Raw genomic sequence first — 25,078 nt, 5'->3', positions numbered from 1 at the left:
CCGCGTCGCCTGGGCATCCCGCCTCGGCGCCGATCCGCTCGGAGACCGCATCGCCTCCGAGCTCGAACGCCGCGGGGTGGAGCTGTGGGTCGAGCGCGACGACGCCGCCCCGACCGGGGTCATGTTCAAGGACCCGGGCGCGGAGTCCTCCTCCGTCTACTACTACCGCAGCGGATCAGCCGCTTCGCGCATGGAGCAGGGGTTCCTCGACCCCTCCCGCCTCGACGGGGTGCGCATCGTGCACACCACCGGGATCACGCCAGCACTGTCGGCCTCGTGTCGGCAGATGGTCGACCGGCTCTTCACCGATGCACGCGCAGCCGGCGCCCTCGTGTCGTTCGATGTGAACGACCGTCGTCCCCTGTGGAGCAGGGACGATGCCGCCGAGACGCTCGCCCGCCTCGCCGACGCCGCGGACATCACCTTCGTCGGCCGCGATGAGGCCGAGCGCATCTGGGGGACGGTGACCCCGACCGAGATCCGCGCGTTCCTGCCGAACTGCGCCCTGCTCATCGTCAAGGACGGCGATGTCGGCGCCACGGCGTTCGAGGGGGAAGCCGAGCCTGTCTTCGTCCCCGCCCCCGTGGTCGACGTCGTCGAGCCGGTCGGCGCCGGGGATGCCTTTGCCTCCGGTTTCCTCGCGGCGACCCTCGACGGAGAAGACCTCACCTCACGCCTCTCCGCCGGTCACGCGGCCGCGGGGCGCGTGCTGACCATCGCGGCCGACCTCCCGCCTCTGGTGCCACTGCGCTGATGCGCGCGAGACTGCGCGCTCCGGGGACCCCGGCACGTCCCCGGTCATAGGCTGGGGGCATGGCCGCACCGCTCACTCTTCCCCGCCTCTCGTGGGGGTCGCCGTCGGCCTCCCGTCGCGCCCTTCTGGTGCACGGTCTCGGATCTTCAGGCGCGCTGATGTGGCGTCTCGGCGACGCTCTCGCCGACGCGGGCTGGCACGCGACCGCCGTCGACCTCCGCGGACACGGCGACGCTCCGCGTTCCCTCGACTACTCGGTCTCCGCCTATGGGGCCGACCTCGCCGAGACCATCCCCGACGGCGACCGTGCCTGGGATGCCGTCATCGGTCACTCGCTCGGTGGCGCGGCCAGCACGGTCGCCGCGGCCTCCACCCCGAAGTGGACCCGGCGCCTCGTGCTCATCGACCCGGCGATCCACGTGGACGGTCGCGACGCCGCGATCATCCGCCGGAGCCAGGAACGCGCGTTCGCCGACACCCGGATCGAGGTCGTGCAGCAGGAGCATCCGCACTGGCATCCGCAGGATCAGGAGCTCAAGGTCGACGCCGTGCGGCGTGCGAGCGCGTGGGCCGTGGAGCAGACCAGCGCCCAGAATCGACCGTGGGACGTGCGCGCAGAAGCGGCGCGCCTGACGGTCCCCACGCACGTGATCGGCGCGGATCCCGCCGTCTACAGCATCTTCACGGGAGAGCTCGCCGACGAGGTGCTCGCCGCGAACCCCCTCATCTCCCTGTCGGTGGTCGAGGGTGCAGGGCACTCCCTGCACCGCGACCGCCCGGAGGAATCGGTACGGCAGCTTCTGGAGGCACTGGCATGACATTCGATCCCGCAGCATTCCTTCCCGACGACCTCCTCGAGCGCATCCGCGAGCGCGCGCCGATCCACGACCGCGAGAACACCTTCCCTCAGCAAGACCTGGACGAGCTGCGGGCTGCCGGGTACCTGTCGATCCTGGTGCCACGAGAGCGCGGTGGCGCGGGACTCGAGCTCGCCGAGGCCGCGATCCTGCAGCAGCGCCTGGCGGGGGCGGCCCCGGCGACAGCCCTGGCCATCAACATGCACCTCGTCTGGACGGGCGTCGCGAAGGTCTTCTCCGACCGCGGGGTCCCCGGCCTCGAGTTCGTGCAGGACGGCGCCGTCGCTGGTGAGGTCTTCGCGTTCGGCATCAGCGAGGGCGGCAACGACCTGGTGCTGTTCGGCAGCGACACGGCGGCTGTGCCGGACGGGGACGGCGGCTACTCCTTCACGGGAACGAAGATCTTCACCTCCCTCGCCCCGGTCTGGACGCGCCTGGGCCTGCACGGTCTCGACACCACCAGCCCCGATGCCCCGAAGCTGGTCTTCGCCTTCGTGGAGCGCACGGATGCCGTCACCACCTCCGACGACTGGGACACCCTCGGCATGCGGGGCACGCAGAGCAGGACCACCCGGCTGAACGGCGCCGTGTCCGACGCCGCCCACGTCGTGCGACGCATCGATCCGGGGCCCAGCCCCGACCCGATCGTGTTCGGGATCTTCTCGGTCTTCGAGATCCTGCTCGCCTCCGTCTACACGGGGATCGCCCGGCGAGCGTTGGAGCTCGCGGTGGCCACGGCGCAGAAGCGGCATTCGAAGAAGACCGGGCTCGCGTACAGCCAGGATCCCGACATCCGCTGGCGCATCGCCGACATGGCCATCGCCTACGATGCGCTGCCCCCGCAGATCGCCGCGCTCGCACGCGATGTGGATGAGCGCATCGATCACGGCGCGCGGTGGTTCCCCCAGCTCTCCGGTGTCAAGCATCGGGCGATCACGATGGCCAAGCACGTCGTCGACGAGGCGATGCTCGTCGCCGGCGGCGGGTCGTACTTCTCGGCCAATGAACTCTCGCGCCTCTACCGCGACGTTCTGGCCGGAGCGTTCCACCCGTCCGACCCCGAGTCCGCGCACTCCACGGCGGCGAGCGCCTGGCTGGGACCGCTCGAGAGCTGAGATTCCTGCCGATTCCGCTGGACGAATAGCCAGATTCCACGAAATCGGTTGCTCAGCGCATCGTGGAGTGCGAGGATCGCACCATGAGTCCGGCGAAGAAGCACCCTTCCCTCGATGCGGTCTCGAAGACGATCGTCGAGCTGCTCCAGGAGGACGGACGACGTTCGTACTCCGAGATCGGCCGCACCGTCGGGATGAGCGAAGCCGCCGTGCGCCAGCGCGTGCAGCGGCTCACCGAGTCCGGCGTGATGCAGATCGTCGCCGTCACCGACCCGATGCAGCTGGGCTTCCACCGCCAGGCCATGATCGGCGTGCGCGTGTCCGGCGACGCCCGCCGCGTCGCCGAGGCCATCGCCGCGATCGACGCCGTCGACTATGTGGTCATCACGGTCGGATCCTTCGATGTCCTCGCCGAGGTGGTCTGCGAGGACGACGACGACCTGCTCGCGCTGATCAACGACGTCATCCGCCCGATCGACGGCGTCCTCTCCACCGAAACCTTCATCTACGCCAAGCTGCAGAAGCAGCTCTACAACTGGGGGACCAGATGAGCACCGCACGCACCATACCTTCCGAGTCCGCACTGCAGACGATGGCGAAGGACCATCTCTGGATGCACTTCACCCGGCAGTCCACGATGGCCGAGTCTGGCGTGCCCATCATCGTCAAGGGCGAGGGGCACCGCATCTGGGATGCCAAGGGCAAGGAGTACTTCGACGGGCTCGCCGGCCTCTTCGTCGTGAACGCAGGGCACGGTCGACGTCGACTGGCCGAGGCTGCCGCGGCGCAGGCTTCCGAGCTGGCGTTCTTCCCCCTGTGGTCGTACGCGCACCCGGCCGCGATCGAGTTGGCCGATCGTCTCGCCGACGAGGCGCCGGGCGACCTCAACAAGGTCTTCTTCTCCACCGGCGGCGGCGAGGCGGTCGAGACCGCGTTCAAGCTCGCCAAGCACTACTGGAAGCTGCAGGGCAAGCCCGCCAAGCACAAGGTCATCTCGCGTTCGGTGGCCTATCACGGCACGCCGCAGGGAGCCCTGGCGATCACCGGCATCCCCGCGATGAAGTCGATGTTCGAGCCGATCACCCCCGGTGGCTTCCGCGTGCCGAACACCAACTTCTACCGCGCGGCCGAGATGGGCGGACCCGCCGACGACCTCGAAGCGTTCGGACGCTGGGCGGCCGACCGCATCGAGGAGATGATCCTCTTCGAAGGCGCCGACACGGTCGCCGCGGTCTTCCTGGAGCCGGTGCAGAACTCCGGCGGCTGCTTCCCACCCCCTCCCGGCTACTTCGCCAGGGTGCGCGAGATCTGCGACCGCCACGACGTGCTGCTCGTCTCGGACGAGGTCATCTGCGCCTTCGGGCGTCTCGGTCACACCTTCGCCTGCACCGGTCTCGGCTACGTGCCCGACATGATCACCTGTGCCAAGGGCATGACCAGCGGATACTCCCCGATCGGCGCGACGATCGTCAGCGACCGCATCTACGAGCCGTTCTCGAAGGGCGACCTCTCCTTTCCGCACGGCTACACGTTCGGCGGGCACCCGGTGTCAGCCGCGGTCGCACTGGAGAACCTCGCGATCTTCGACGAGGAGGGACTGAACGCGCACGTGCGGGAGAACTCCCCGCTGTTCCGCGCAGAGCTCGAGAAGCTGCTCGACCTGCCGCTGGTCGGCGACGTGCGCGGCGACGGCTACTTCTTCGGCATCGAGCTCGTGAAGGACAAGGGCACGAAGGAGACCTTCGACGATGCCGAGTCCGAGCGGCTGCTGCGCGGCTTCCTGTCCCCCGCCCTGTTCGAGGCCGGGCTGTACTGTCGCGCCGACGACCGCGGCGACCCCGTGATCCAGCTCGCACCGCCGCTCACGGTCGGACCGTCCGAGTTCCGGGAGATCGAGCAGATCCTGCGGGATGTGCTGACGCGCGCGCAGTCCGTACTCTGAGCGTCCCGGCCACGACGGCGCCACGACGGCGAGGACGCAGGGTCAGGCCACGGGCGTCGCGCTCCGCCTCGCCAGCAGTGCGAGGTGGAGCGCGGCGAGCGTCTCCCCGTCGTCGAGGTCCGCATCGAGCAGATCGCCGATCAACGTGAGGCGCTGATAGAAGACCGACCGCGAGAGGTGACTGGCGTTCGCCGCCGCTGATCGATTCCCGGGGTGTGCGACGAGCGCCGACAGTACATCGATCAGGTCTCCTCGGCGCTCCCGGTCGTACGACACGACCGGCGCCAGCATCCGCTCGCTGTGCGCGAGAAGGCGATGGTCGTCGCGCAACGAGGCGACGAACCGCTCCAGCGGACGGTCGTCGACGCGCCGCACGCGGGGACCGCTGTCCGAACGGTCGCTCGCCGCCAGATCGCGCGCGGCCCGAAGCGAGGCGAGCAGCCCCAGCACGTCATCCGCAGGGGGCCCCACGAAGACCGTGCGGTCGGGGCCGACGAGGCTCGTGACGATCGCATCCGTCAGCGGAGCGGATGCGGGCAGCGAGAGCAGTGCGACATCGTCGTCACCCACCCGCGCGGCGACCACCGCGACCCCGGCCCCGGCCGCGCGGCGCGCGAGGTGCATCGCAGATTCCGTGCCGCGTGCCACGATGCCGTGGCAGTGCCGCCCCGCGAGCATGAAGCCGCTGGTCGCGAGACGGGCCTGGATGTCATCCGGACTCGCGAAGCGGGCGCCGAGCAGATCGTCGATGAGGCCGCGCTGCGCGAGCAGCGACCATTCGGAGTCACCGCCGTCCGCGAGGCATCCGAATGCGAGGGCCGTGGCCCCCTGTTCGAGCACGGTGAGCCGGCCGGCAGGATGCGCAGGTCCGGGGAGTGCGAGGAGGGTCCCCCACCGCACGCCGCGCGCCTGTACGGGCACACGGTCGGCCGAGCGCAGCTTCCCCAGCGCCTCCGCGACCGGCATCCGCAGGGTCTCGTGCGCGATCACCTCACGCGCCAGGTTCTCCAGCACGACGGGTGCGCCGAGCGCTCTCGCCGTCTCCGCGACGACGACGTCGGCCGGAGCTCCGCGCAGGCTGAGCGCCGTGAAGAGCTCGTGCAGGTGCTGGCGTTCGCGCAGGGCCATGGTCTGCGCCGCGATCAGCGCGCGGTGCACGGTCTCCGTGACCGTGACGAACTTGATCTCGCTGGTGAGTGCGATCAGTGCGAGCCCGCGCTCCGTGCACACCTCGACGACGGCCTCCGGGATGCGCGCCTGGCCAGAGCCGAGCTCGACCACGATACCCGCGACCCCGGCCTGATGCAGTCCGACGGCGAAAGCACGCAGTTCCGCCGGAGCGGTCGGCCAGCCGGCCCCGGTGCTGAGCAGGAGCTCCCCGCCGTCGAGCAGACGGGCGACACCGGCACTGTCGGACACGTGCACCCAGCGCACGGCGGCATCGAGCGCCCCACCGCCGACGATCACCTCCGGAGCGCCCGCCTGCAGCACGGGCTCCGCGAGGACGTCGGCGACCGTGAGGAGGGCGTCACCACGAACCGGACGATCTGTCCGGATGGAGCGGAAGTCCTGACGTTCTGACATCACGACCAGCTCCTCGGCTCTGTGATCATTGAGGAGCACAAGCCTATCGGACACCGGTCAGAGTGTTCGAACGGCGCATTCTTCAGCCCTCGGAGGAACATCGTGGACATCGTCCGTCACGTCATCAACGGAGCGGAGACCGCCGAAGCGGCCCGCACCGGCCAGGTCTTCGACCCCGCCACCGGCCAGGTGTCGAAGCAGGTGGCCTTCGCGTCCACCGCCGAGGTGGACTCCGCGATCGCCGCCGCAGCCGCCGCCCTCCCCGCCTGGCGCGAGACGAGCCTGATCAAGCGCGCCGATGTGTTCTTCCGCCTGCGCCAGCTGCTCAAGGAGCGCACGCCGGAGCTCGCCGCGATCGTGACGAGCGAGCACGGGAAGGTGCTCTCGGATGCAGCGGGCGAGGTGTCGCGCGGCATCGAGAACGTCGAGTTCGCCGCCGGCCTCGTGCACCTGCTCAAGGGCGAGCGCAGCGAGCAGGTGGCCCGCGGCGTCGACGTGCACTCGGTCAAGCAGCCGGTCGGCGTCGTCGCGGCGATCACCCCGTTCAACTTCCCGGTCATGGTGCCGCTGTGGATGGTGGCCTCGGCCATCGCCTGCGGCAACACGGTCGTCCTCAAGCCCAGCGAGAAGGACCCGTCCGCCTCCGTCTGGCTCGCGAAGCTCTTCAGCGAGGCGGGCCTGCCCGACGGAGTGCTCAACGTCGTCAACGGCGACAAGGAGGCCGTGGACGCGATCCTGGACTCCCCGCGCGTCAACGCGGTGAGCTTCGTCGGCTCCACTCCGATCGCCCGCTCGATCTACCAGCGTGCCTCGGCTGCCGGCAAGCGCGTGCAGGCCCTCGGTGGCGCGAAGAACCACATGGTCGTGATGCCCGACGCCGACATCGACGCGGCAGCCGACGCCGCGGTCTCCGCCGCCTACGGCTCCGCCGGCGAGCGCTGCATGGCCGTCTCCGTGCTGGTCGCGGTGGACGACATCGCCGACGACCTCGTCACCGCGATCGCCGACCGCATCGGCGGCCTCACGATCGGCGCGGGCACGGATACCGCGAGCGAGATGGGTCCGCTCATCACCCGCGAGCACCGGGACAAGGTCGCCTCCTACGTGACGGGCGCTGAGGCCGAGGGCGCGAAGGTCGTCGTCGACGGCACGCAGAAGGAGTTCGACTCGGAGGGCTTCTTCCTGGGTGTCAGTCTGATCGATCAGGTCGCCCCCGGCATGAAGGTCTACGACGACGAGATCTTCGGCCCGGTGCTGTCGGTCGTCCGCGTCGACACCTACGCCGACGCGGTCGCCCTCGTGAACGCCAACGCCTACGGCAACGGCACCGCGATCTTCACGCGCGACGGCGGCACGGCCCGTCAGTACGAGTTCGACATCGAGGTCGGCATGGTCGGCGTGAACGTTCCGATCCCCGTGCCGATCGGCGCCTACTCGTTCGGCGGGTGGAAGGACTCGCTGTTCGGCGACTCGCACATCTACGGCCCCGAGTCGGTGCACTTCTACACGCGCTCCAAGGTCGTCACCACCCGCTGGCCCGACCACACCCCCTCCCAGATCGACCTCGGTTTCCCGAGCAACCACTGACTTCCCGAGCAACGACTGAGCGGACACGACGATGACGAACTTCACCGACCGACACGGGGTCGCGCACCCGCTGCCCGCCCCCGAAGCCGAAGCGCAGGTGCGTGCAGACGACCGCGGGCACGTGTTCCACTCCTGGAGCGCGCAGGGCCTGATCGACCCGCTGCCCGTCGCCGCGGGCGAGGGATCGACCTTCTGGGACTACCAGGGCAACCCCTACCTCGACTTCTCGAGCCAGCTCGTGAACCTCAACCTCGGGCACCAGCATCCCGATCTGGTCGCCGCGATCCAGCAGCAGGCCGGACGCCTCGCGACGATCCAGCCCTCCATCGCCAACGACGTGCGCGGCGAGCTCGCACGTCTGATCGCGGAGGTCGCGCCCGAGGGGTTGGAGAAGGTGTTCTTCACCAACGGCGGCGCCGAGGCCAACGAGTACGCGGTGCGCATGGCCCGCCAGTTCACGGGACGCCGCAAGGTGCTGTCGATGTACCGCAGCTACCACGGCTCCACCTCGACGGCGATCTCGCTCACCGGCGATCCGCGGCGCTGGGCCAACGACACGGTCGACTCCGGTGCCGTGCGCTTCTTCGGACCGTACCTGTACCGCTCTCCGTTCCATTCCGAGACTCCGGAGCAGGAGGCTGAGCGGGCGCTCGCACACCTCGAGCAGACGATCCAGCTGGAGGGGCCGCAGACCATCGCGGCGATCATCATCGAGACGGTCGTGGGCACCAACGGCGTGCTCGTCCCGCCGCCCGGGTACCTGCAGGGTGTCCGCGAGCTGTGCGACCGCTACGGCATCGTGTACATCGCCGACGAGGTCATGGTCGGATTCGGCCGCCTGGGCGAGTGGTTCGGCATCGACGCGTTCGACGCCAGCCCCGACCTGATCACCTTCGCGAAGGGTGTGAACTCGGGCTACGTTCCGCTGGGCGGCGTGGTGATCTCCGACCGCATCGCGAGCGCCTTCGACACGATGCCGTTCGCGGGCGGACTGACCTATTCCGGCCACCCGCTCGCCTGCGCGGCCGGCGTCGCCACGTTCGAGGTGTTCCGTCGCGACGGCATCCTGGAGCGCGTGCGCGACCTCGGCACCCGTATCGTCGAGCCGACGGTGCGCGGCTGGGTCGAGAAGCACCCGAGCGTCGGCGACGTGCGCGGCCTCGGGCTGTTCTGGGCCGTCGAGCTCGTGCGCGACCAGGAGACGCGCGAGCCCCTCGTGCCGTTCAACGCCTCAGGAGCGGATGCCGCGCCGATGGGCGCCTTCGCCGCGGCTGCCAAGAAGGCCGGGGTCTGGCCGTTCACGCACTTCAACCGCATGCACGTCGCTCCGCCGCTGGTGATCAGCGAAGAGGATCTGGTGCGCGGACTCGGCGTGCTCGACGACGCGCTCTCCGTGGCCGACGAGGCTGCGGCGGGCTAACGACACGAGCACCCGGCACGAAACCCCGGCGACGCGATGTCGTCGGGGTTTCGTGTGTTCGGAGTCGTCCCGCGGCTCACTCCGCGGAGTCGTACACCCGCTCCCCCTCGACCCAGGTGCCGCGCACCTCGGTCAGGCCGATCTCGTCGGCCGGATGCTCGAACGGGTCACGGTCGAGCAGGGCGAGGTCGGCCCGCATCCCCACGGCGATCGTGCCGGTGTCGTCGAGGTGGTTCACCCGCGCCGAGCCCGCCGTGTACGCGACGAGAGCCGTGGCGAGGTCGATCGCCTGCTCGGGGAGGAACGGCTCGTAATCGCCCTCCCACTCGGTCGGCGCGGAACGACGGTTCACCGCGACGTGGATCGCCGCCATCGGGTTCGGTGTGCTCACCGACCAGTCGCTTCCTGCGGCGAGCGCGGCCCCCGAACGCAGGAGGTCACCGAACGGGTACTGCCACGCCGACCGCTGTTCCCCGAGGAAGGGGATGGTGAGATCGACCATCTGCGGTTCCAGCGTCGCCCACAGCATCTGCATGTTGGCGGTGACGTCGAGCGCCCGGAACCGCGGGATGTCGTCGGGGTGCACGACCTGGATGTGGGAGATGTGGTGTCTGTTCCCGCGAGGTCCGTTGTGCACGAGCGCGGCCTCGACCGCATCCAGGCACTCCCGCACCGCGCGGTCGCCGATCGCGTGGAAGTGCAGCGTGAATCCGAGGGCATCGAGCCTGGTCGCGGCTTCCTTGAGCAGCTCGGGCTCGACGAAGGAGATCCCGGAGTCCTCGCGCGGATGCCCGTGGCCGTCGCAGTAGGGCTCGAGCATCGCGGCGGTGAAGTTCTCCGCCACGCCGTCCTGCATGATCTTCACGCTGCGTGCCCGGAATCGCCCGACCGTGCTCTCATCACGTCGACGCACGATGTCGTCGATCTGCTCCAGGCCGCGCGACCGGTCCCACCACAGCGAACCCACCACGCGACCGGTGAGCGCACCGGATGCGGCGGCGGTCAGGTACGTGGGCAGCGGGTCGCCCGCGTCTCCGTACTCGGTGCCGACGATCGCGTCCTGCCACGCCGTCACGCCGTAGGAGTGCAGGTGGCGCTGCCCCTGCAGGAGGGCCTCCACCAGACGCTCGGGCGCCTCCGTCGGCAGCAGCCTGTTGACCAGGCCCATCGCGCCCTCGTGCAGCGTGCCGCTCGGTGCGCCGGTCGCGTCGCGCTCGATCCGCCCGTCCTCTGGATCGGCCGTCGCGCGGGTGATGCCGGCGAGCGCGAGTGCTCGGGAGTTGACCCAGGCGCCGTGGCCGTCGCGGTTGGGCAGGAATGCCGGGCGGTCGGGCACGACGGAGTCGAGGTCTTCCGCGGTCGGTACACCGCCGGGGAACGCCGACATCTGCCATCCGCCGCCCAGGATCCACTCGTCATCGGGATGCTCCTGCGCATATGCGGCGATGCGGTCGAGGTACTGCTCGCGCGTCGACAGCTCGGCGAGGTCGCAGCGGAGCATGTCCAACCCACCCCACACCGGGTGCACATGCGCGTCTTGGAACCCCGGTACCAGAAGCCCGCCGTCGAGGTCGACGACCTCGGTGTGCGGGCCGACCAGCGCCGAGACGTCGTGTCCCACTGCGCTGATGCGGCCGTTCGTGACGGCGACGGCATGCGTGGTCGATCGCGCAGCGTCCGCGAGGAAGACCCGTCCTCCCCGTGTGCCGGCGGTGAACACCAGATCTGCGAACACCATGCTCACCCTCCCGCCATCGTGCGGGCGATCTCGGTCGCCGAGTCACCCGCACGCTTGAGGACGACCGCCACCAGAGCGAGTGCCAGCAGCGTGAGCACCAGCATGATCGTGGACACCGCGGCGATCTCCGGCCGCAACCCGCTGCGGAGGGCGCTGAGCACGTAGACGGGCCACGGCGTCGTGCCGGAGACCTGCACGAAGGCGGAGACGACGGTGTTGTCGAGGCTCAGCGTGAACGAGAGCAGGAACCCGGCGAGCACCGCAGGCATCGCGAGAGGCAGCGTGATCTTGAAGAAGGTGCGCACCGGGGGCGCATAGAGGTCGGCCGAGGCCTCTTCGAGCCGGGCGTCGAGCCCCACGAGCCGCGCCCGCACGATGTACGACACGATCGCGATAGAGAACAGCGACTGTCCCACCACGAGTCTCATGGTGCCGTCGTTGAAGATGCCGATCCCGGCGTCCTGCCCGAGGAAGACCAACCACGGCAGGAGCGCGACGGCATCCACGATCTCCGGCGTCACCGACACGAGCAGCAGCAGTCCGAGGAACCACCACACCCACTTGCCGGGATTGCGTGCCATCGCGATGCCGGCGAGGGTTCCCAGCGCGGTGGCAAGGAGCGCCGCCAGCAGGCCCGTGCGCACCGAGACGAGCACCGCGTCGCGGATCGCCGGCTTGTTCACGATCGCGAGGAACGAGTCGAAGCCGAAATGGTCCCACGACACCAGCAGCCGGCCGACATTGAAGGAGTAGACGATGATCACGAGGATCGGCAGGAACAGGAACAGGAACACCAGCGCCGCCCAGATCGGCAGCACGAAGCGACCGGCCCCTCGGCGCACGCGCGGTGCGGTCTTCTGCGGTCCATCGGTCACGGCGGTCATGATCCCTCCCCCAGGACGAGGCGGTTGCGTTGCCGGAGCGGCAGGGTCACGAGCCAGAGGAGTCCGGCCGCGACGGCGATCGAGAGCATGATGACGATGATCAGCAGTACCGCCATGGCCGAGCCGAGCGCCCAGTTCTGCGCGGTCTGGAACTGACTCGCCACGACCTGCCCGATCATGTTGCCCTTCGCCCCGCCCAGCACGGTCGCCGTGATGTAGTCGCCCATGAGCGGGATGTACACCAGCAGCACTCCCGCGATGATTCCGGGCCTGGCCAGGGGCACGGTCACCCGCAGGAAGGTCGTGACGCTGTTCGCACCGAGATCCTTGCTCGCCTCGCGCAGCGGCCCCGACACGCGATCGAAGGCCACGAACAGCGGCAGGATCATCAGCGGCAGGTAGTTGTAGACGACGCCGAGGAGCACCGCGCCGCGCGAGTAGAGCAGATCGAGCGGACCGGGGATGACCCCGATGCCCTGCAGCAGCTGCGAGAGCCAGCCCTCGGGGGCGAGGATCACCTGCCAGCCGATGGTGCGCACGAGGAAGTTGGTCCAGAACGGCACCATCACGAGCGCGAGCAGGAGTCCGCGCTTCGAGGGCGGGGCCTTCACCGCGATCCAGTATGCGACCGGACCGCCGATCACCAGACACAGGGCCGTGCCGAGGATGCCGATCCACAGCGTGTTCAGGAACGTGCTGAAGAACGTCGGGGAGAGAGCTTCGAGGTAGCGGTCGAACGAGAGGTGGTCGAGCGCATGCGTGGCGAAGATGCTCGGCTTGTAGCCGAAGCTGAACACCACGACCATGAAGATCGGGGCCACGAAGAAGACGAGCAGCCAGACCCACGCGGGGATCGCGAGACCGAACTTGAGCTTAGGCACCGGCGGCCGCCTTCATCGAGTTCCAGATCGAGACGACACGGTCCTGCGCATCGGTCAGCTTGCCCTCGTGCATCGTGGCCACCTGCTCCTCGTCGAAGAACACCATGTCGAGCCGTTCCAGCCCCGCAGCCTCCGCTTCCTCGCGGATGCCGGAGATGCCGGTGTCGTAGCCGATGTAGTCGACCTGTGCGAGCTGCACGTCGGGCTGCAGCACGAAGTCGATGAACGCGTGCGCGGCCTCGGGGTGCGGAGCTCCCGCGGCGATCGCCCAGTTGTCCATCCACAGCTCCGTCGCCGGGCTCCCGAGCACCCACTGCCAGCGGTCAGGGTCGTCCGACTCGAAGATGCCGAGCCGCGCGTCGCCGTTGTACGACTGCAGCAGCGCGTGGGACGCCTGCGGGATCGACGACCCACCGGGGTACGAGTCGAACGCCGAGACGTGCGGAGCGAGATCCTTCACCAGGAACCTCTCGACCGCGTCGAGGTGGTCGGGATCGGTGGTCGTCCAGTCGATGCCGTTCGCCCAGAAGTAGATGCCCAGCAGCGGTGCCGGGTCGTCGAGCACCGAGGTCGAGCCCGATGCCTCGTTCTGCGCGGCATCGATGAAGTCGTTCCAGGTCGTGAGCTCGCGCGAGATCACCCTCTTGTCGTACACGAACCCCGTGGTCCCCCACGCCTTGCACACCGAGTACTCGTTGCCGGGATCCCAAGAGCGCCCACGGAACTCGGGGGCCACGTGCTTCATGTTCGGCAGCAGGTCGAGGTTGAACTTCTGCAGGAGTCCGTTCTCGGCCATGGGCCCGACGAACACCCCGGTCGGCACCACGATGTCGTAGCCGGAGGTGCCGCGGGCGGCGACCAGCTTGGCGATCAGCTCCTCGTTGGAGTTGAAGGCGTCGAGCACGATGCGCGGGCCGCTCTCGGCGGTGAACTGCTCGAGCACCTCCGGGGCGTCGTAGTCACCCCAGCTGTAGATGGAGAGCTTGTCCTCGAGAGGGCCGCCCTCGGCATGCACGGCCGCGGCGTTCTGCCCCGGCGAGCACGCGCTGAGCACGACGGCGCCGCCCGCCATGATCGCGGTGGCGAGGAAGCCCCGTCGGGTCAGCTCGGTGCGGATCACCCGCGCGGCACTCCGGTGTGCGAGCACGCGCACCGGAGGAGCGCCCGTCACAGCCCGCCGTCCTTGGGCAGGGTGATCACGTGCGTCGCGGTGGTGGGGATGCCCTCGGCGGCGAACAGCCGCGCATCCGCGGGATCCCACACACAGCGGACGGCGTCATCGACTCCCACCCGCGGCGCGGTCGGGGCCGGCATGCGCGAGAGGAACGTGGCGTCCTCGCCGACGCGGACAGCGACCTGGAGGGTCTCACCCAGGTGCGAGACACCGAGCACGCGCCCGGGGACGCCCCCGCCTTCGCCCTGTTCCAGACGGATGTACTCCGGCCGGATGGCGGCGACGGCCGGCTGCCCCGCCGCCACATGCTCCCCACCCCAGCGGCCCGCGATCACGCCGATGGCCGTGTCGACCGCCTCCCCATCTGCCCGAACCGTGCCGTGCACGAAGTTCTGCTGACCGATGAACGACGCCACGTAGGCGGAGGCCGGCTCCGCGTAGATGGCGTCCGGCGCATCGAGCTGCTCGATCCGCCCCGCGCGCATCACGGCGATCCGATCGCTCATCGAGAGCGCCTCGGCCTGATCGTGGGTGACGAATACGAAGGTCGTGCCCAGCCGCGCCTGCAGCAGCTTGAGCTCGAGCTGCATCTCCTCGCGCAGCTGGCGGTCCAGTGCCGCCAACGGCTCGTCGAGCAGGAGCACACTCGGCCGGTTGATGAGTGCACGCGACAGAGCGATGCGCTGCTGCTGTCCACCGGAGAGCTGTGTGGGCTTGCGGTCGGCGAAGGCGCGCAGCTGCACCATGTCGAGTGCTTCGCCCACCCGTTCCCGCTGCTCGGCCTTGGGCACGCGCCGCTGCTGCAGCCCGTACGCCACGTTCTCGGCGACCGTGAGGTGCGGGAACAGGGCGTACGCCTGGAAGACGGTGTTCACCTCGCGCCGATACGGGGGGAGGTTCAAGACGCTGCGGCCGGAGATGCGGATGTCCCCGGCATCCGGGTATTCGAAGCCCGCGATCATGCGCAGGGTGGTCGTCTTCCCGCAGCCGGACGGGCCGAGCAGGGAGAGGAACTCCCCCTGTTGCACGTCGAGGGTCAGGTCGTCGACGGCGGTGGCGGTGCCATAACGCTTGGTGACGCCGTCGATGTGGACCGCGCCGGTGGCGGTGGGTGCATCGAGTGTCGCCGTCGACATTCGGGTGTTGTCGGGCATGGAGCCTCCCCATTGAGATTCGCTTGTCGCGAGTCTGTCACAGGAAAGGCGTCAGGTATAGCGAAATCGGAAGCCTCTTGATGATTTCGCAACGGTATCCGTTGCCGATTCAGGAAATGGCGACCGATTGGCACCGATCAGAGGAGGAAGCCACGCAGCAGGGCTTCGGACCCGGCGAGATGATCGCGCATCGCCGCCTCGGCAGCATCCGGACGTCCGGCGAGGATCGCGGAGACGATGCTCTCGTGCTGCTCCCCCGAGTGCTGGATGTTGCGCGGCATCAGCGGGAACGTATCGAGCCACGCATTGACGTCGGCCCTGTTCTCGGCCACGAGCGCGACCAGCGACGGGATTCCGGCGGCCTCGGCGATGGCCAGGTGCAGCAGCGTGTCCAGGCGCCGATACTCCTCAGGACCCGCAGGCACCGCCGCCTCGTGTCGCGCCCACAGGTCGGCACGGGTCGAGGCGTCCAAGGAGCGGCTCGCGGCCGCGCGCACGGCCCCGGTCTCGAGCACGCGGCGCAGCCCGAGCACGTCGTCGATCTCGTCCGGCGTCACCGCCCCCGGCACGCTGGGGTGTGGCAGCGGGTCGGCCACGAACGTGCCTCCGTAGCGACCACGCCGCGGCAGCAGGTAGCCGGTGTCGGCCAGCTCGCGGATCGCCTCGCGCACGGTGTCACGACTCACCCCGAACGACGCCGCCAGCTCGCGCTCCGGAGGCAGGGACTCGCCAGGAGCGACCACACCGAGCCGGATCGTCTGCACGAGTCGGGCCACCGCGTCCTCGAGCGCATTGCCGCGCCGCAGCGGCCGGTAGACGGCCCTTCGCACTTCGACGAGGTCGCCGTCGTGGGAGTGCTCGCTCATGCCTTCACCCTGTCACAGCGAGGTGAGGGTGGCTCACAGCGGGGTGACGTAGGCGTTCGTGATCCCGCCGTCGACGACGAAGGCACTCGCGGTGATGAACGACGCGTCGTCGGAGGCGAGGAACGCCACGGCCGCTGCGAGCTCGGCGGGCTCCGCGAAGCGTCCCATCGGCACGTGCACCAGGCGCCGCTGCGCCCGCTCCGGATCCTTCGCGAACAGCTCCTGCAGCAACGGGGTGTTCACGGGTCCAGGGCACAGCGCATTCACCCGCACTCCCTGACGGGCGAACTGCACACCGAGCTCGCGGGACATCGCCAGCACGCCGCCCTTCGACGCGGTGTAACTGATCTGCGAGGTGGCGGATCCGAGGAGCGCGACGAAGGAGGCGGTGTTGATGATCGATCCGCGCCCCGCGGGCACCATGTGACGGAGGGCTGCACGGCTGCACAGGTACACGCTCTTGAGATTCACGTCTTGCACGCGATCCCACGCCGGGAGCTCCGTCGTCTCGATGGAGTCGTCATTGGCCGGCGAGATGCCCGCGTTGTTGAAGGCGATGTCGATCCGCCCGAACTCCTCCGCGACACCGTCGAACAGCGCGTTCACCTTGGCCTCGTCTGCGACGTCGACCGGGCGGAACACGCCGCCCACCTCGGCGGCCGCAGCGTCTCCTGTCGTCGGATCGACGTCGGCGATCACGACGAAGGCCCCCTCCGCTGCGAAGCGCTGGGCGGTGGCGAACCCGATGCCGCTCGCGCCGCCGGTGATGATGGCGACGCGGTCCTTGAGACGCTGGGTCAGATCGATGCTCATGTGGGTTCTCCGTTCCGGATGGGTGAAAGGACGACGCGATCAGTGTTCATCGGTCGCGAAGAAGACGTTCTTGGTCTCGGTGAAGTGCTCGGCGGCGTCGGGGCCGAGTTCGCGCCCCAGGCCCGACGCCTTCATGCCGCCGAACGGCGTGGAGTACCGCACCGAGGAGTGCGAGTTCACGGACAGCACGCCGCTGCGCACACCCCGGGCCACGCGGACACCGCGTCCCAGGCTCTCGGTCCAGACGGAGCCCGCGAGACCGTACGCCGTGTCGTTGGCCAGACGGATGGCATCGGCCTCGTCCTCGAACGGCATCACCGCGACGACGGGCCCGAACACCTCCTGCTGCGCGATGCGGTCGGCGGGGTCGGCGAGCACCACGGCCGGCGCGAACCAGAACCCGCCCCCCTCGGGGGCACTGCCGCGGAAGGCGATGTCTGCACCGTCGAGGAACGACGCCACGGTATCGCGGTGTCCCGCCGAGATGAGCGGCCCCATGTCGGTGTCATCGCGGGCGGGGTCGCCCACACGCCAGGCGGCGACGGCCGGTTCGAGCAGTTCGAGGAACCGGTCGTAGACCGAGCGCTGCACGAGCAGGCGGCTGCGCGCACAGCAGTCCTGGCCGGCGTTGTCGAACACGGATCCGGGTACTCCGGCCGCCGCGCGTTCGAGATCCGCGTCCTCGAAGACGATGTTCGCGCTCTTGCCCCCGAGTTCGAGCGTAACGGGCTTGAGGGCTCGCGCGCAGCCCGCCGCGACTTCGACGCCCACCGCTGTCGAGCCGGTGAAGACGACCTTGCGCACGTCCGGGTGTTCCACGAGACGCTGCCCGACGACCGAGCCCGACCCGGTGACGACCTCGAACAGCCCCTCCGGTAGTCCTGCTTCGCGCGCGAGCTCGCCGAGGCGGATGGCGGTGAGAGGTGTCAGCTCGGCGGGCTTCAGCACCACGGCGTTGCCCGCGGCGAGCGCCGGTGCGAACGCCCACGAGGCGATCGTCATCGGGAAGTTCCACGGAACGATCACGCCGACCACGCCGTAGGGGTCGTGGAACGTGACATCGAGCCCGCCGGCCACCGGGATCTGTCGCCCGGACAGGCGCTCCGGGTCGGCGGAGTAGTAGTTGAGCACCTGGGCGACGTGACCGGCCTCCCAGCGGGCCGAGCCGATCGGATGCCCGGAGTTGAGCACCTCCAGCTGCGCCAGCTCTTCGACGGCGCCTTCCACCGCGCGGGCGAACGACCGGAGGGCATCCGCACGTGCCACCGGGGCCAGGGCCGCCCATCGACGCTGCGCCGCGACGGCACGAGCGATCGCGGCATCCGTCTCTCCGATGCCGACTCTGGGGACCTCGCGGATCGCGGCACCGGTGGACGGGTTGATGACTGTGAACGCGCTCATCGGGCGTCCTCCTTCCGCCCGGCGGCGAACGCGCGAGCCTGCGAGACGAGATCTTCGAAGAGACGTCGGTCTTCGGCGTTCTCCTCCGGATGCCACTGAATGCCGACGACGTGACCATCTGCGGTGTCGACGAACGCCTGCACGAGTCCGTCGGCGGAGTGCGCAGCGGCGACCAGCCCCTCCCCGAGCCGATCGATGCCCTGATGGTGATAGCTGTGCACGCGTACGTCGCCGGCACCGAGGACGCCGGCGAGCGCCGTGTCACCCGAGACCTCGATGTCGTTCTCGGCGAACACGCCTCCGCCCAGGCGGTAGCGCTCGGTGCCGAGCGACTCGGGCAGGTGCTGGTGCAGAGTGCCTCCGCGCGCCACGTTGACGAGCTGCAGCCCGCGGCAGATCGCGAGCACCGGTATGCGGCGCCGCTCGGCCGCTCTGAACAGCGCCAGCTCCCACGCGTCGCGGTCGACCCGGGCCGGATCCGTGAGCGGATGCCGCTCCTCGCCGTAGAGCTCGGGAGCGACGTCGGCCCCTCCGGAGAGGATCAGTCCGTCCAGCCCGGCGATGGCTGCATCCGCCGACTCCGGGTCCTGTGGCGGCAGGAGCAGTGCGATTCCGCCCGATGCCGTCACTCCGGTCAGGTACTGCTCGGGCAGGAACGCGGCCCGCACATCCCACACCCCCTGCTGCGCCCGCTCGAGGTAGGTCGTGACCCCGATCAACGGTGCCGGGTCAGAGCCGCTCGAAACCACGGATCCGCTCCCAGTCGGTGACGGCGGCGTCGTAGGCCTCGACCTCGATGCGCGCCTGGTTCAGGTAGTGCTCCACAACGTCGTCGCCGAACGCTTCGCGCGCGATGGCCGACTCGCTGAACAGCTGTGCCGCTTCGCGCAGCGTGGTGGGAAGGTGTTCGACGCCGGCCTCGTACGCGTTGCCGGTGAAGCGGTCGGGCAGGGGCAGTTCGTTCTCGATGCCGTACAGACCGCCGGCGATGATGGCCGAGATCCCGAGGTAGGGGTTCACGTCGCCGCCCGGCACTCGGTTCTCGACCCTGAGCCCGGCCCCCGCCCCGATCACGCGCAGCGCACAGGTGCGGTTGTCGATGCCCCAGGCCACTCCGGTCGGGGCGAAGCTGCCCTTCGCGAACCGCTTGTACGAGTTGATGTTGGGCGCATAGAGCAGGGTGAACTCCCGGAGCGTGGCGAGGATGCCGGCGATCCAGTGCCCCATGATCGGACTGAATCCGTGCTCGCCGTCTCCGGCCATGACCGGAGTGCCGTCGTCGGCGCGCAGCGAGAGGTGGATATGGCAGCTGTTGCCCTCGCGCTCATTGAACTTCGCCATGAAGGTGAGCGCCTGGCCGTGCTGCTCCGCGATCTCCTTCGCGCCGTTCTTGTAGAGCGCGTGCTGGTCAGCGGTCTCGCGCACCTCGGCATAGCGGAAGGCGATCTCCTGCTGCCCCAGGTTGCACTCCCCCTTCACGCCCTCGCAGTAGAGGCCCGCGCCGTCCATGCTGTTGCGGATGTCGCGCAGCAGCGGCTCGAGGCGGGTGGAGGCGAGCAGGTTGTAGTCGACGTTGTAGTCGGTCGACGGCGTCAGTCCCTCGTACTTGCGGGCCCAGGCGTCGCGGTAGGTGTTGTCGAAGACGATGAACTCGAGCTCGGTGCCCGAGAACGCGGTCCAGCCGCGTTCGGCCAGTCGATCGCGCTGACGGTCGAGGATCGCCCGCGGCGACGGGCTCACCGGCTCCCCGTTTCCCCACACCAGGTCCGCGATCACCAGCGCCGTCCCCGCCAGCCAGGGGATCCGGCGCAGCGTCGCGACGTCGGGCCGCAGCACCATGTCGCCGTAGCCGCGATCCCACCCCGACATCGCGTAGCCGTCGACCGTGTTCATGTCCACATCGACCGACAGCAGGTAGTCGCACGCCTCGGCACCGTGATGCACGATGTCCTCCTGGAACAGTCGTGCGGACACCCGCTTGCCGACCAGCCGCCCCTGCGCATCCGCGAAGGCCACGATCACCGTGTCGATCTCGCCGGCGGCGATGCCGGCATCCAGTTGCTCGATGCTCAGGTTTCCCGCCATCGTCTCGCTCCCGTCGTCGTGGTGAAGCGATCGGCCGACCGGCTTCGCCATCAGAGTAGATCACCAGGACGTTTAAAGGTAGACGAAACCACCATTGGCTGTCACAATCATCCGCAAGGTGCACCCGGCGCCTGTGTGTGCTTGCGAACGGAGAGCGGATGTCTGAGCAGAGCAGTGAATCCCGCAAGGTCGCTGGGGCGACCTATACACGCGCCGGGAACGAATACTTCGAGAAACGCACCCTGAAGAGGTCTGCCGGTGTCTGGGGCCTGTGGGGTCTCGCGGTCGCCGCCGTCATCTCCGGAGACTTCTCCGGCTGGAACTTCGGCATCGACTTCGCGGGCTTCGGCGGAATGCTGATCGCCTTCGTGATCCTCGTGCTCATGTACTACGGCATGATCTTCGCGATCGGCGAGATGGCCGCGATGATGCCCCACACCGGGGGCGCCTACTCCTTCGCGCGATCGGCGATGGGACCGTGGGGCGGCTTGGTCACGGGCGCAGCGGAGACGATCGAGTACGTCGCGACCACGGCGGTGATCGTCTACTTCTCGGCGTCGTATGCGAACGGCATCACGAGCGAGCTGCTGGGAATCCAGCTGCCGGGGTGGCTCTGGTACCTCATCCTCTACGTCGTGTTCATCGCGCTGAACTCCGCGGGGGCCGCGATCTCGTTCCGATTCGCGATCGTCGTCTCGATCATCTCGATCGGCATCATCCTGGTGTTCTCCCTGATGGCGATCTTCTCCGGCGCCTTCAGCTGGGACGCGCTGTGGGACATCGCCCCCGACCCCGGCCAGACGGAGTTCCTGCCGCACGGCGTGCTGCCGATCCTGTTCGCGCTCCCGTTCGCGATGTGGTTCTTCCTCGGCATCGAAGAGCTGCCCCTGGCCGCCGAGGAGTCGCACAACCCGACCCGCGACATCCCCAAGGCCGGCTTCTGGGCGCGCGGCACCCTCATCGTCACGGGTCTGCTCGTCCTCTTCCTGAACACCGGCGTGATCGGCGCCGAGGCCACCGGCACCGCGGGCGAGCCGCTGCTCGACGGCTTCCGCGCCATCGTGGGCGACCAACTCGCCGCGGTGCTAGCGCTCTTCGCCCTGATCGGGCTGCTCGCCTCCCTGCAGGGCATCATGTTCGCTTACGGCCGCAACATGTACTCGCTCTCCCGCGCAGGCTACTACCCTCGCTTCCTCTCCCTCACCGGCAAGCGGCAGACGCCGTGGGTGGCGCTCGTCGTCGGTGCGGCGATCGGTTTCGTCGCCCTCATCGTGCTCGACGTGCTCGCGGCCGTCGACGCCGAGGGCGCCGGATCGGTGGCAGGCGCGATCGTGCTGAACATCGCGGTCTGGGGCGCGGTGCTCGCCTACGGACTCCAGCTGGTGTCGTTCATGATCCTCCGCAGGAAGTACCCGGACGTCGCGCGGCCGTACCGGAGCCCGTGGGGGATCCCCGGCGCAGCTGTCGCGCTCGTGATCGCCGCGCTGATCTTCGTCGGGTTCCTGCTGAATCCGACGTTCGGCCCCGCCATCGTGGCGATCGCCATCGTCTACGTCGTGATCCTGCTCGGATTCGGGCTCTTCTTCCGCCACCGTCTGGTGCTGTCGCCCGAAGAGGAGTACGCGATCTCCGGCGGCTCCCACGGCGACCCGCAGGCCGAGGGTTACGACGCCATGGAGGGCGAGGTGTTCGACGACAGCGGCAGGTGACTCACCGCGCAGCGCCTCGACGACTCCGTCGGGGCGCTGTGTCGCGCCGCCCCTGGACCCTACTTGCGGTCGAAGTCGAAGGCCTTGAGCAGCTCGACGACGGCCTTCTCCCGCTCCTCGCCGCCCTCCTCGAACATGTGGGTGACGTGCGTCTGCAGGTGGTTCTCCAGCAGCAGGCGGTTGAGTGACTCCAGGGAGCGCTGGATGGCGCGGGACTGCGTGATGATGTCCATGCAGTAGTCCTCGTTCTCGATCATCCGCGCGACGCCGCGCATCTGTCCTTCGAGGATGCTGGTGCGGTGCAGCGCACGTTTCTTGATGTCTTCGATCACCCCTCGAGGGTACTCCCCCCAGGGGGTATCCGGCTGTCTGTGCGCCGAGACAGCGCACGCTCCGCGCACAGGGCCGCCGGTGCGGTGGCGTGAAAGGATGACGTCATGCCGCGAACACCGATGACGCAGCTCTCGCCCGCCGACCAGGAGCGCCTCCGCGCGCTCCGACGCATGAAGGCCGTCGCCCTCGGCGCCCTGGTGTTCATGGCCGTCGTGTTCGTGTTCGCCTTCGCGTTCCAGCAGCGCATCGAGGGACTCGCCTATGTGCGCGCGGCGGCCGAAGGCGGCATGGTGGGTGCGCTCGCGGACTGGTTCGCGGTGACCGCGCTCTTCCGACGCCCACTCGGGCTCCCCATCCCGCACACCGCGATCATCCCGAACCGCAAGGACGAGATCGGCCGCTCGCTCGGCGAGTTCGTGGAGACGAACTTCCTCGCCGCCGACGTGGTGCGCACCAAGCTGTCGACCACGAAGATCGCTCTGCGCGCAGGCGACTGGCTGCGTGAGGCCCCGCATGCGGAGCGGGTCGGCGCCGAGGGTGCGACGATCGCCACGGCCGTGCTCAACGCGCTGAGCGACGACGACGTGCGAGACCTGATCACGGACCTCGCCCGCGAGCATCTGGTCGATCCCGAGTGGGGTCCGCCCGCCGGAGCGTGGCTCGAGAAGATCGTCGAGGCCGATGCCCATCACGGCGCTGTCGACCTCGCCGCCGACAGCATCTCGCGCTGGCTCGACGCGAACGCCGAATCGTTCAGCGGTCTGGTCTCCCGGCGCCTTCCGGGGTGGGTGCCGAAGCTGGCTCACCGCTTCGTGGACGACACGGTGTATCACGAGGCGGTCAAGTTCGTGCACGCCGTGCAGGCCGACCCCCACCACCCGGCACGCCTCGCGGTCGACGGCTATCTGGCACGTCTGGCCGACAGCCTGCAGAACGACCCGGCGACGCGGGCGAAGCTCGAGAACGCCAAGGCGTCGCTGTTCGACAGCCCCCGCGTCGGCGCTCTGGCCGCTGAGGCGTGGAACACCGCGAAGAACGGCTTGCTCGCTGCCCTCGCCGATCCCGAGAGCGGCCTCCGACGCCGCGCCGTGCAGGCCCTGCAGGAGGTCGGGGAGCGGCTCACGACCGACACCGCGCTGCAGAACCGCGTCGACACGTGGGTATCGGACGCCGCGGTCTTCCTCGTCGACCGCTACCGGCACGACATCGCCTCGATCATCACCGACACCGTCGAACGCTGGGACCCGGCGGAGACGACGGAGAAGATCGAGCTCATGGTCGGCCGCGACCTGCAGTACATCCGTTTGAACGGCACGTTCGTCGGCGCCCTGGCCGGTCTCGTCATCTTCTCCATCGCGCACGCCCTGATCCCCGGAGTCTGACCATGCCCTCGTCCTCCCGACCGCTGAGCCACGATCCCCTCTGGCCCCGAGCCGGGTCCTGGCCTGCCTTCGACGGCACCGCCGACGCCGTGCTCGTCGGGGTGCCGACCTGGCGCACCTCGCTCTCCCCGACCGGTGCGCACGCGACGCCCGCGGCGATCCGCGCGGCTCTCCCCCGCTACGGCACCGCGCTGATGGGACCGCCGGTGATCGAGCTCGACGAGGTGCTGCGCATCGCCGACGCCGGCGACATCGCCGATCCTGACGGCTCCGCCGGTGAGGCCAGGGTCATCTCCCGCGTGCGCGAGCTCGCCGCCGCTTCGAAACTCGTGATCGCCCTCGGCGGCGACAACTCGCTCACCTATCCCGTGGCGCTCGGTGCCGAAGCGACGGGACTGATCACGTTCGACGCCCACTTCGACCTGCGCGACGGCATCTCGAACGGCACTCCCGTGCGGCGCCTCGTGGAAGATGTCCCCGCCACGTCGCCGCTGGACACCACGCGCATCGACCCGACCAAGGTCGTGCAGATCGGCATCGCCGACTTCGCGAACTCCGCCGCCTACGCCCGACGCGCAGCCGAGTGGGGCATCCGTGTCATCCCCCTCGACGAGCTCCGCCGCCGCGGAATCGACGATGTCGTCGCGGAGGCCGTGGAGGTCGCCGGTTCCGGAGCCGATGCGCGCATCCACCTCGACATCGACGTCGACGTCTGCGACCGGTCGGTCGCGCCGGGCTGCCCGGCGAGCGTGCCCGGCGGTCTGCAGGCGTGGGAGCTGCGCGCCCTCAGCAGGGCCGTCGCGACGGATCGACGTGTCGCGAGCGCCGACCTGGCCGAAGTCGACGCCACCGCCGACGCCGACGATGCCCGCACCGTCCGCCTGGCGGCTCTGTGCGTGCTGGAGCTGCTCGCCGGACTCGCCGCACGCACATGAGGATCGTGGTGTCGGGGACGCACGCCAGCGGCAAGAGCACGCTGATCTCCGACTTCCGTGCGGTCCGCCCCGAGTACGTCGTACTGCCCGACCCCTTCGAGGACCTCGATCTCGACGATCCCGCGAGCGAGCACAGCTTCGCCGTGCAGCTGCGCGTCACCGCGGCGCGACTCCGGGAGTCGGCCGCCGCTTCCGCGGTGATCTGCGAGCGGGGGCCACTCGACTTCCTCGCCTACCTGACCGCTCTGGAGGAGCTGGGCCGCAGTGACGGCGCGCTCCTCGCCCGCGCCGCAGAGATCGTGGAGGCGTCGATGGCCGCGATCGACCTCGTCGCGATCGTGCCCCTGGACGGGAGCCGGCCGATCCACGTCACGGGCGACGAGGACCCGGCTCTGCGCGTCGCGATGGACGAAGCGCTGGTGGGACTCGTCGATGACCTCGAGCGCGCAGGCTCCGTCCCGCAC

The 25,078-nt window shown here is 69.3% G+C and carries 23 protein-coding genes; 11 read left to right on the top strand and 12 right to left on the bottom strand.

The window, feature by feature from the left end; all coding sequences use genetic code 11:
• From AX744_RS15275 to AX744_RS15255, 5 genes are all read left to right on the top strand, one after another.
• Positions 1-754, top strand: a 754-nt coding sequence (locus AX744_RS15275; RefSeq protein ID WP_061017787.1) for a sugar kinase, incomplete at its 5' end; no start/stop codon positions are given.
• A gap of 59 nt (positions 755-813) precedes the next feature.
• Positions 814-1,572 (top strand): alpha/beta fold hydrolase, encoded by a 759-nt coding sequence (locus AX744_RS15270; protein WP_058631239.1) that lies wholly within the window; start codon positions 814-816, stop codon positions 1,570-1,572.
• Complete coding sequence (locus AX744_RS15265; RefSeq protein ID WP_061017785.1) at positions 1,569-2,726, top strand: acyl-CoA dehydrogenase family protein; 1,158 nt, start codon at positions 1,569-1,571, stop codon at positions 2,724-2,726. Before AX744_RS15270 ends, AX744_RS15265 begins: the two co-directional genes overlap by 4 nt.
• Before the next feature lie 83 nt (positions 2,727-2,809).
• Positions 2,810-3,277, top strand: a complete 468-nt coding sequence (locus AX744_RS15260; protein ID WP_045263434.1) for an Lrp/AsnC family transcriptional regulator — start codon at positions 2,810-2,812, stop codon at positions 3,275-3,277.
• A complete protein-coding gene (locus AX744_RS15255; RefSeq protein ID WP_046749776.1) occupies positions 3,274-4,668 on the top strand; it encodes an aspartate aminotransferase family protein in 1,395 nt (464 codons plus the stop codon). The genes AX744_RS15260 and AX744_RS15255 overlap by 4 nt, the downstream gene beginning before the upstream one ends.
• Positions 4,669-4,710: 42 nt before the next feature.
• On the opposite strand, the gene AX744_RS15250 is transcribed toward AX744_RS15255, so the two are convergent.
• Complete coding sequence (locus AX744_RS15250; RefSeq protein ID WP_082738545.1) at positions 4,711-6,252, bottom strand: PucR family transcriptional regulator; 1,542 nt, start codon at positions 6,250-6,252, stop codon at positions 4,711-4,713.
• 102 nt (positions 6,253-6,354) lie between these two features.
• Here AX744_RS15250 and AX744_RS15245 point away from each other — a divergent pair, with 102 nt between their 5' ends.
• Positions 6,355-7,839, top strand: a complete 1,485-nt coding sequence (locus AX744_RS15245) for a CoA-acylating methylmalonate-semialdehyde dehydrogenase (RefSeq protein ID WP_061017783.1) — start codon at positions 6,355-6,357, stop codon at positions 7,837-7,839.
• A gap of 31 nt (positions 7,840-7,870) precedes the next feature.
• Complete coding sequence (locus tag AX744_RS15240; protein WP_061017781.1) at positions 7,871-9,259, top strand: aspartate aminotransferase family protein; 1,389 nt, start codon at positions 7,871-7,873, stop codon at positions 9,257-9,259.
• A 76-nt stretch (positions 9,260-9,335) separates the two neighbouring features.
• Here the strand turns inward: AX744_RS15240 and AX744_RS15235 are convergent, their stop codons facing one another.
• From AX744_RS15235 to AX744_RS15190, 10 genes are all read right to left on the bottom strand, one after another.
• Positions 9,336-10,997, bottom strand: coding sequence for an amidohydrolase (locus AX744_RS15235; RefSeq protein ID WP_061017779.1), 1,662 nt, complete (start codon positions 10,995-10,997; stop codon positions 9,336-9,338).
• A gap of 2 nt (positions 10,998-10,999) precedes the next feature.
• Positions 11,000-11,881, bottom strand: a complete 882-nt coding sequence (locus tag AX744_RS15230; protein WP_218867307.1) for an ABC transporter permease — start codon at positions 11,879-11,881, stop codon at positions 11,000-11,002.
• Entirely contained in the window at positions 11,878-12,762 is an 885-nt protein-coding gene (locus tag AX744_RS15225) for an ABC transporter permease (RefSeq protein WP_058631244.1), read from the bottom strand. Before AX744_RS15225 ends, AX744_RS15230 begins: the two co-directional genes overlap by 4 nt.
• Positions 12,755-13,933 (bottom strand): polyamine ABC transporter substrate-binding protein, encoded by a 1,179-nt coding sequence (locus tag AX744_RS15220; RefSeq protein ID WP_046749782.1) that lies wholly within the window; start codon positions 13,931-13,933, stop codon positions 12,755-12,757. Before AX744_RS15220 ends, AX744_RS15225 begins: the two co-directional genes overlap by 8 nt.
• Complete coding sequence (locus tag AX744_RS15215; RefSeq protein WP_061017776.1) at positions 13,930-15,090, bottom strand: ABC transporter ATP-binding protein; 1,161 nt, start codon at positions 15,088-15,090, stop codon at positions 13,930-13,932. Before AX744_RS15215 ends, AX744_RS15220 begins: the two co-directional genes overlap by 4 nt.
• 137 nt (positions 15,091-15,227) lie before the next feature.
• A complete protein-coding gene (locus tag AX744_RS15210; protein ID WP_046749784.1) occupies positions 15,228-15,956 on the bottom strand; it encodes a FadR/GntR family transcriptional regulator in 729 nt (242 codons plus the stop codon).
• Between the two features lie 33 nt (positions 15,957-15,989).
• Complete coding sequence (locus AX744_RS15205) at positions 15,990-16,769, bottom strand: 3-oxoacyl-ACP reductase (RefSeq protein WP_061017775.1); 780 nt, start codon at positions 16,767-16,769, stop codon at positions 15,990-15,992.
• A 39-nt stretch (positions 16,770-16,808) separates the two neighbouring features.
• Positions 16,809-18,170 (bottom strand): aldehyde dehydrogenase family protein, encoded by a 1,362-nt coding sequence (locus AX744_RS15200; protein ID WP_061017773.1) that lies wholly within the window; start codon positions 18,168-18,170, stop codon positions 16,809-16,811.
• Positions 18,167-18,919 carry a gamma-glutamyl-gamma-aminobutyrate hydrolase family protein gene (locus AX744_RS15195; RefSeq protein WP_058631249.1) on the bottom strand — a complete coding sequence of 251 codons (753 nt, stop codon included), beginning with the start codon at positions 18,917-18,919 and terminating at the stop codon, positions 18,167-18,169. The genes AX744_RS15200 and AX744_RS15195 overlap by 4 nt, the downstream gene beginning before the upstream one ends.
• Positions 18,900-20,306, bottom strand: a complete 1,407-nt coding sequence (locus AX744_RS15190) for a glutamine synthetase family protein (RefSeq protein ID WP_046749788.1) — start codon at positions 20,304-20,306, stop codon at positions 18,900-18,902. The genes AX744_RS15195 and AX744_RS15190 overlap by 20 nt, the downstream gene beginning before the upstream one ends.
• A 107-nt stretch (positions 20,307-20,413) precedes the next feature.
• On the opposite strand from AX744_RS15190, the gene AX744_RS15185 reads away from it, so the two are divergent.
• The gene (locus AX744_RS15185; RefSeq protein WP_046749789.1) at positions 20,414-21,964 is read left to right on the top strand and encodes an amino acid permease; all 1,551 of its coding nucleotides are present in this window, start codon (positions 20,414-20,416) and stop codon (positions 21,962-21,964) included.
• 59 nt (positions 21,965-22,023) lie between these two features.
• Here the strand turns inward: AX744_RS15185 and AX744_RS15180 are convergent, their stop codons facing one another.
• The gene (locus AX744_RS15180; protein ID WP_045263421.1) at positions 22,024-22,296 is read right to left on the bottom strand and encodes a metal-sensitive transcriptional regulator; all 273 of its coding nucleotides are present in this window, start codon (positions 22,294-22,296) and stop codon (positions 22,024-22,026) included.
• 105 nt (positions 22,297-22,401) lie between these two features.
• On the opposite strand from AX744_RS15180, the gene AX744_RS15175 reads away from it, so the two are divergent.
• The 3 genes from AX744_RS15175 to AX744_RS15165 form a co-directional block, all read left to right on the top strand.
• The gene (locus AX744_RS15175; RefSeq protein WP_061017772.1) at positions 22,402-23,679 is read left to right on the top strand and encodes a DUF445 domain-containing protein; all 1,278 of its coding nucleotides are present in this window, start codon (positions 22,402-22,404) and stop codon (positions 23,677-23,679) included.
• A 2-nt stretch (positions 23,680-23,681) separates the two neighbouring features.
• Positions 23,682-24,614 carry an arginase family protein gene (locus AX744_RS15170; RefSeq protein ID WP_058631252.1) on the top strand — a complete coding sequence of 311 codons (933 nt, stop codon included), beginning with the start codon at positions 23,682-23,684 and terminating at the stop codon, positions 24,612-24,614.
• Between the two features lie 8 nt (positions 24,615-24,622).
• A partial coding sequence (locus AX744_RS15165; protein ID WP_197429250.1) for an AAA family ATPase occupies positions 24,623-25,078 on the top strand: 456 nt, incomplete at its 3' end.

Origin of the sequence: Microbacterium sp. CCH5-D1 (genome assembly GCF_001557335.1) — a bacterium.
Lineage (GTDB): Bacteria > Actinomycetota > Actinomycetes > Actinomycetales > Microbacteriaceae > Microbacterium > Microbacterium oxydans.
Note: the sequence above shows the minus strand (reverse complement) of the source record. Positions and strands in the feature narration are given on the sequence as shown.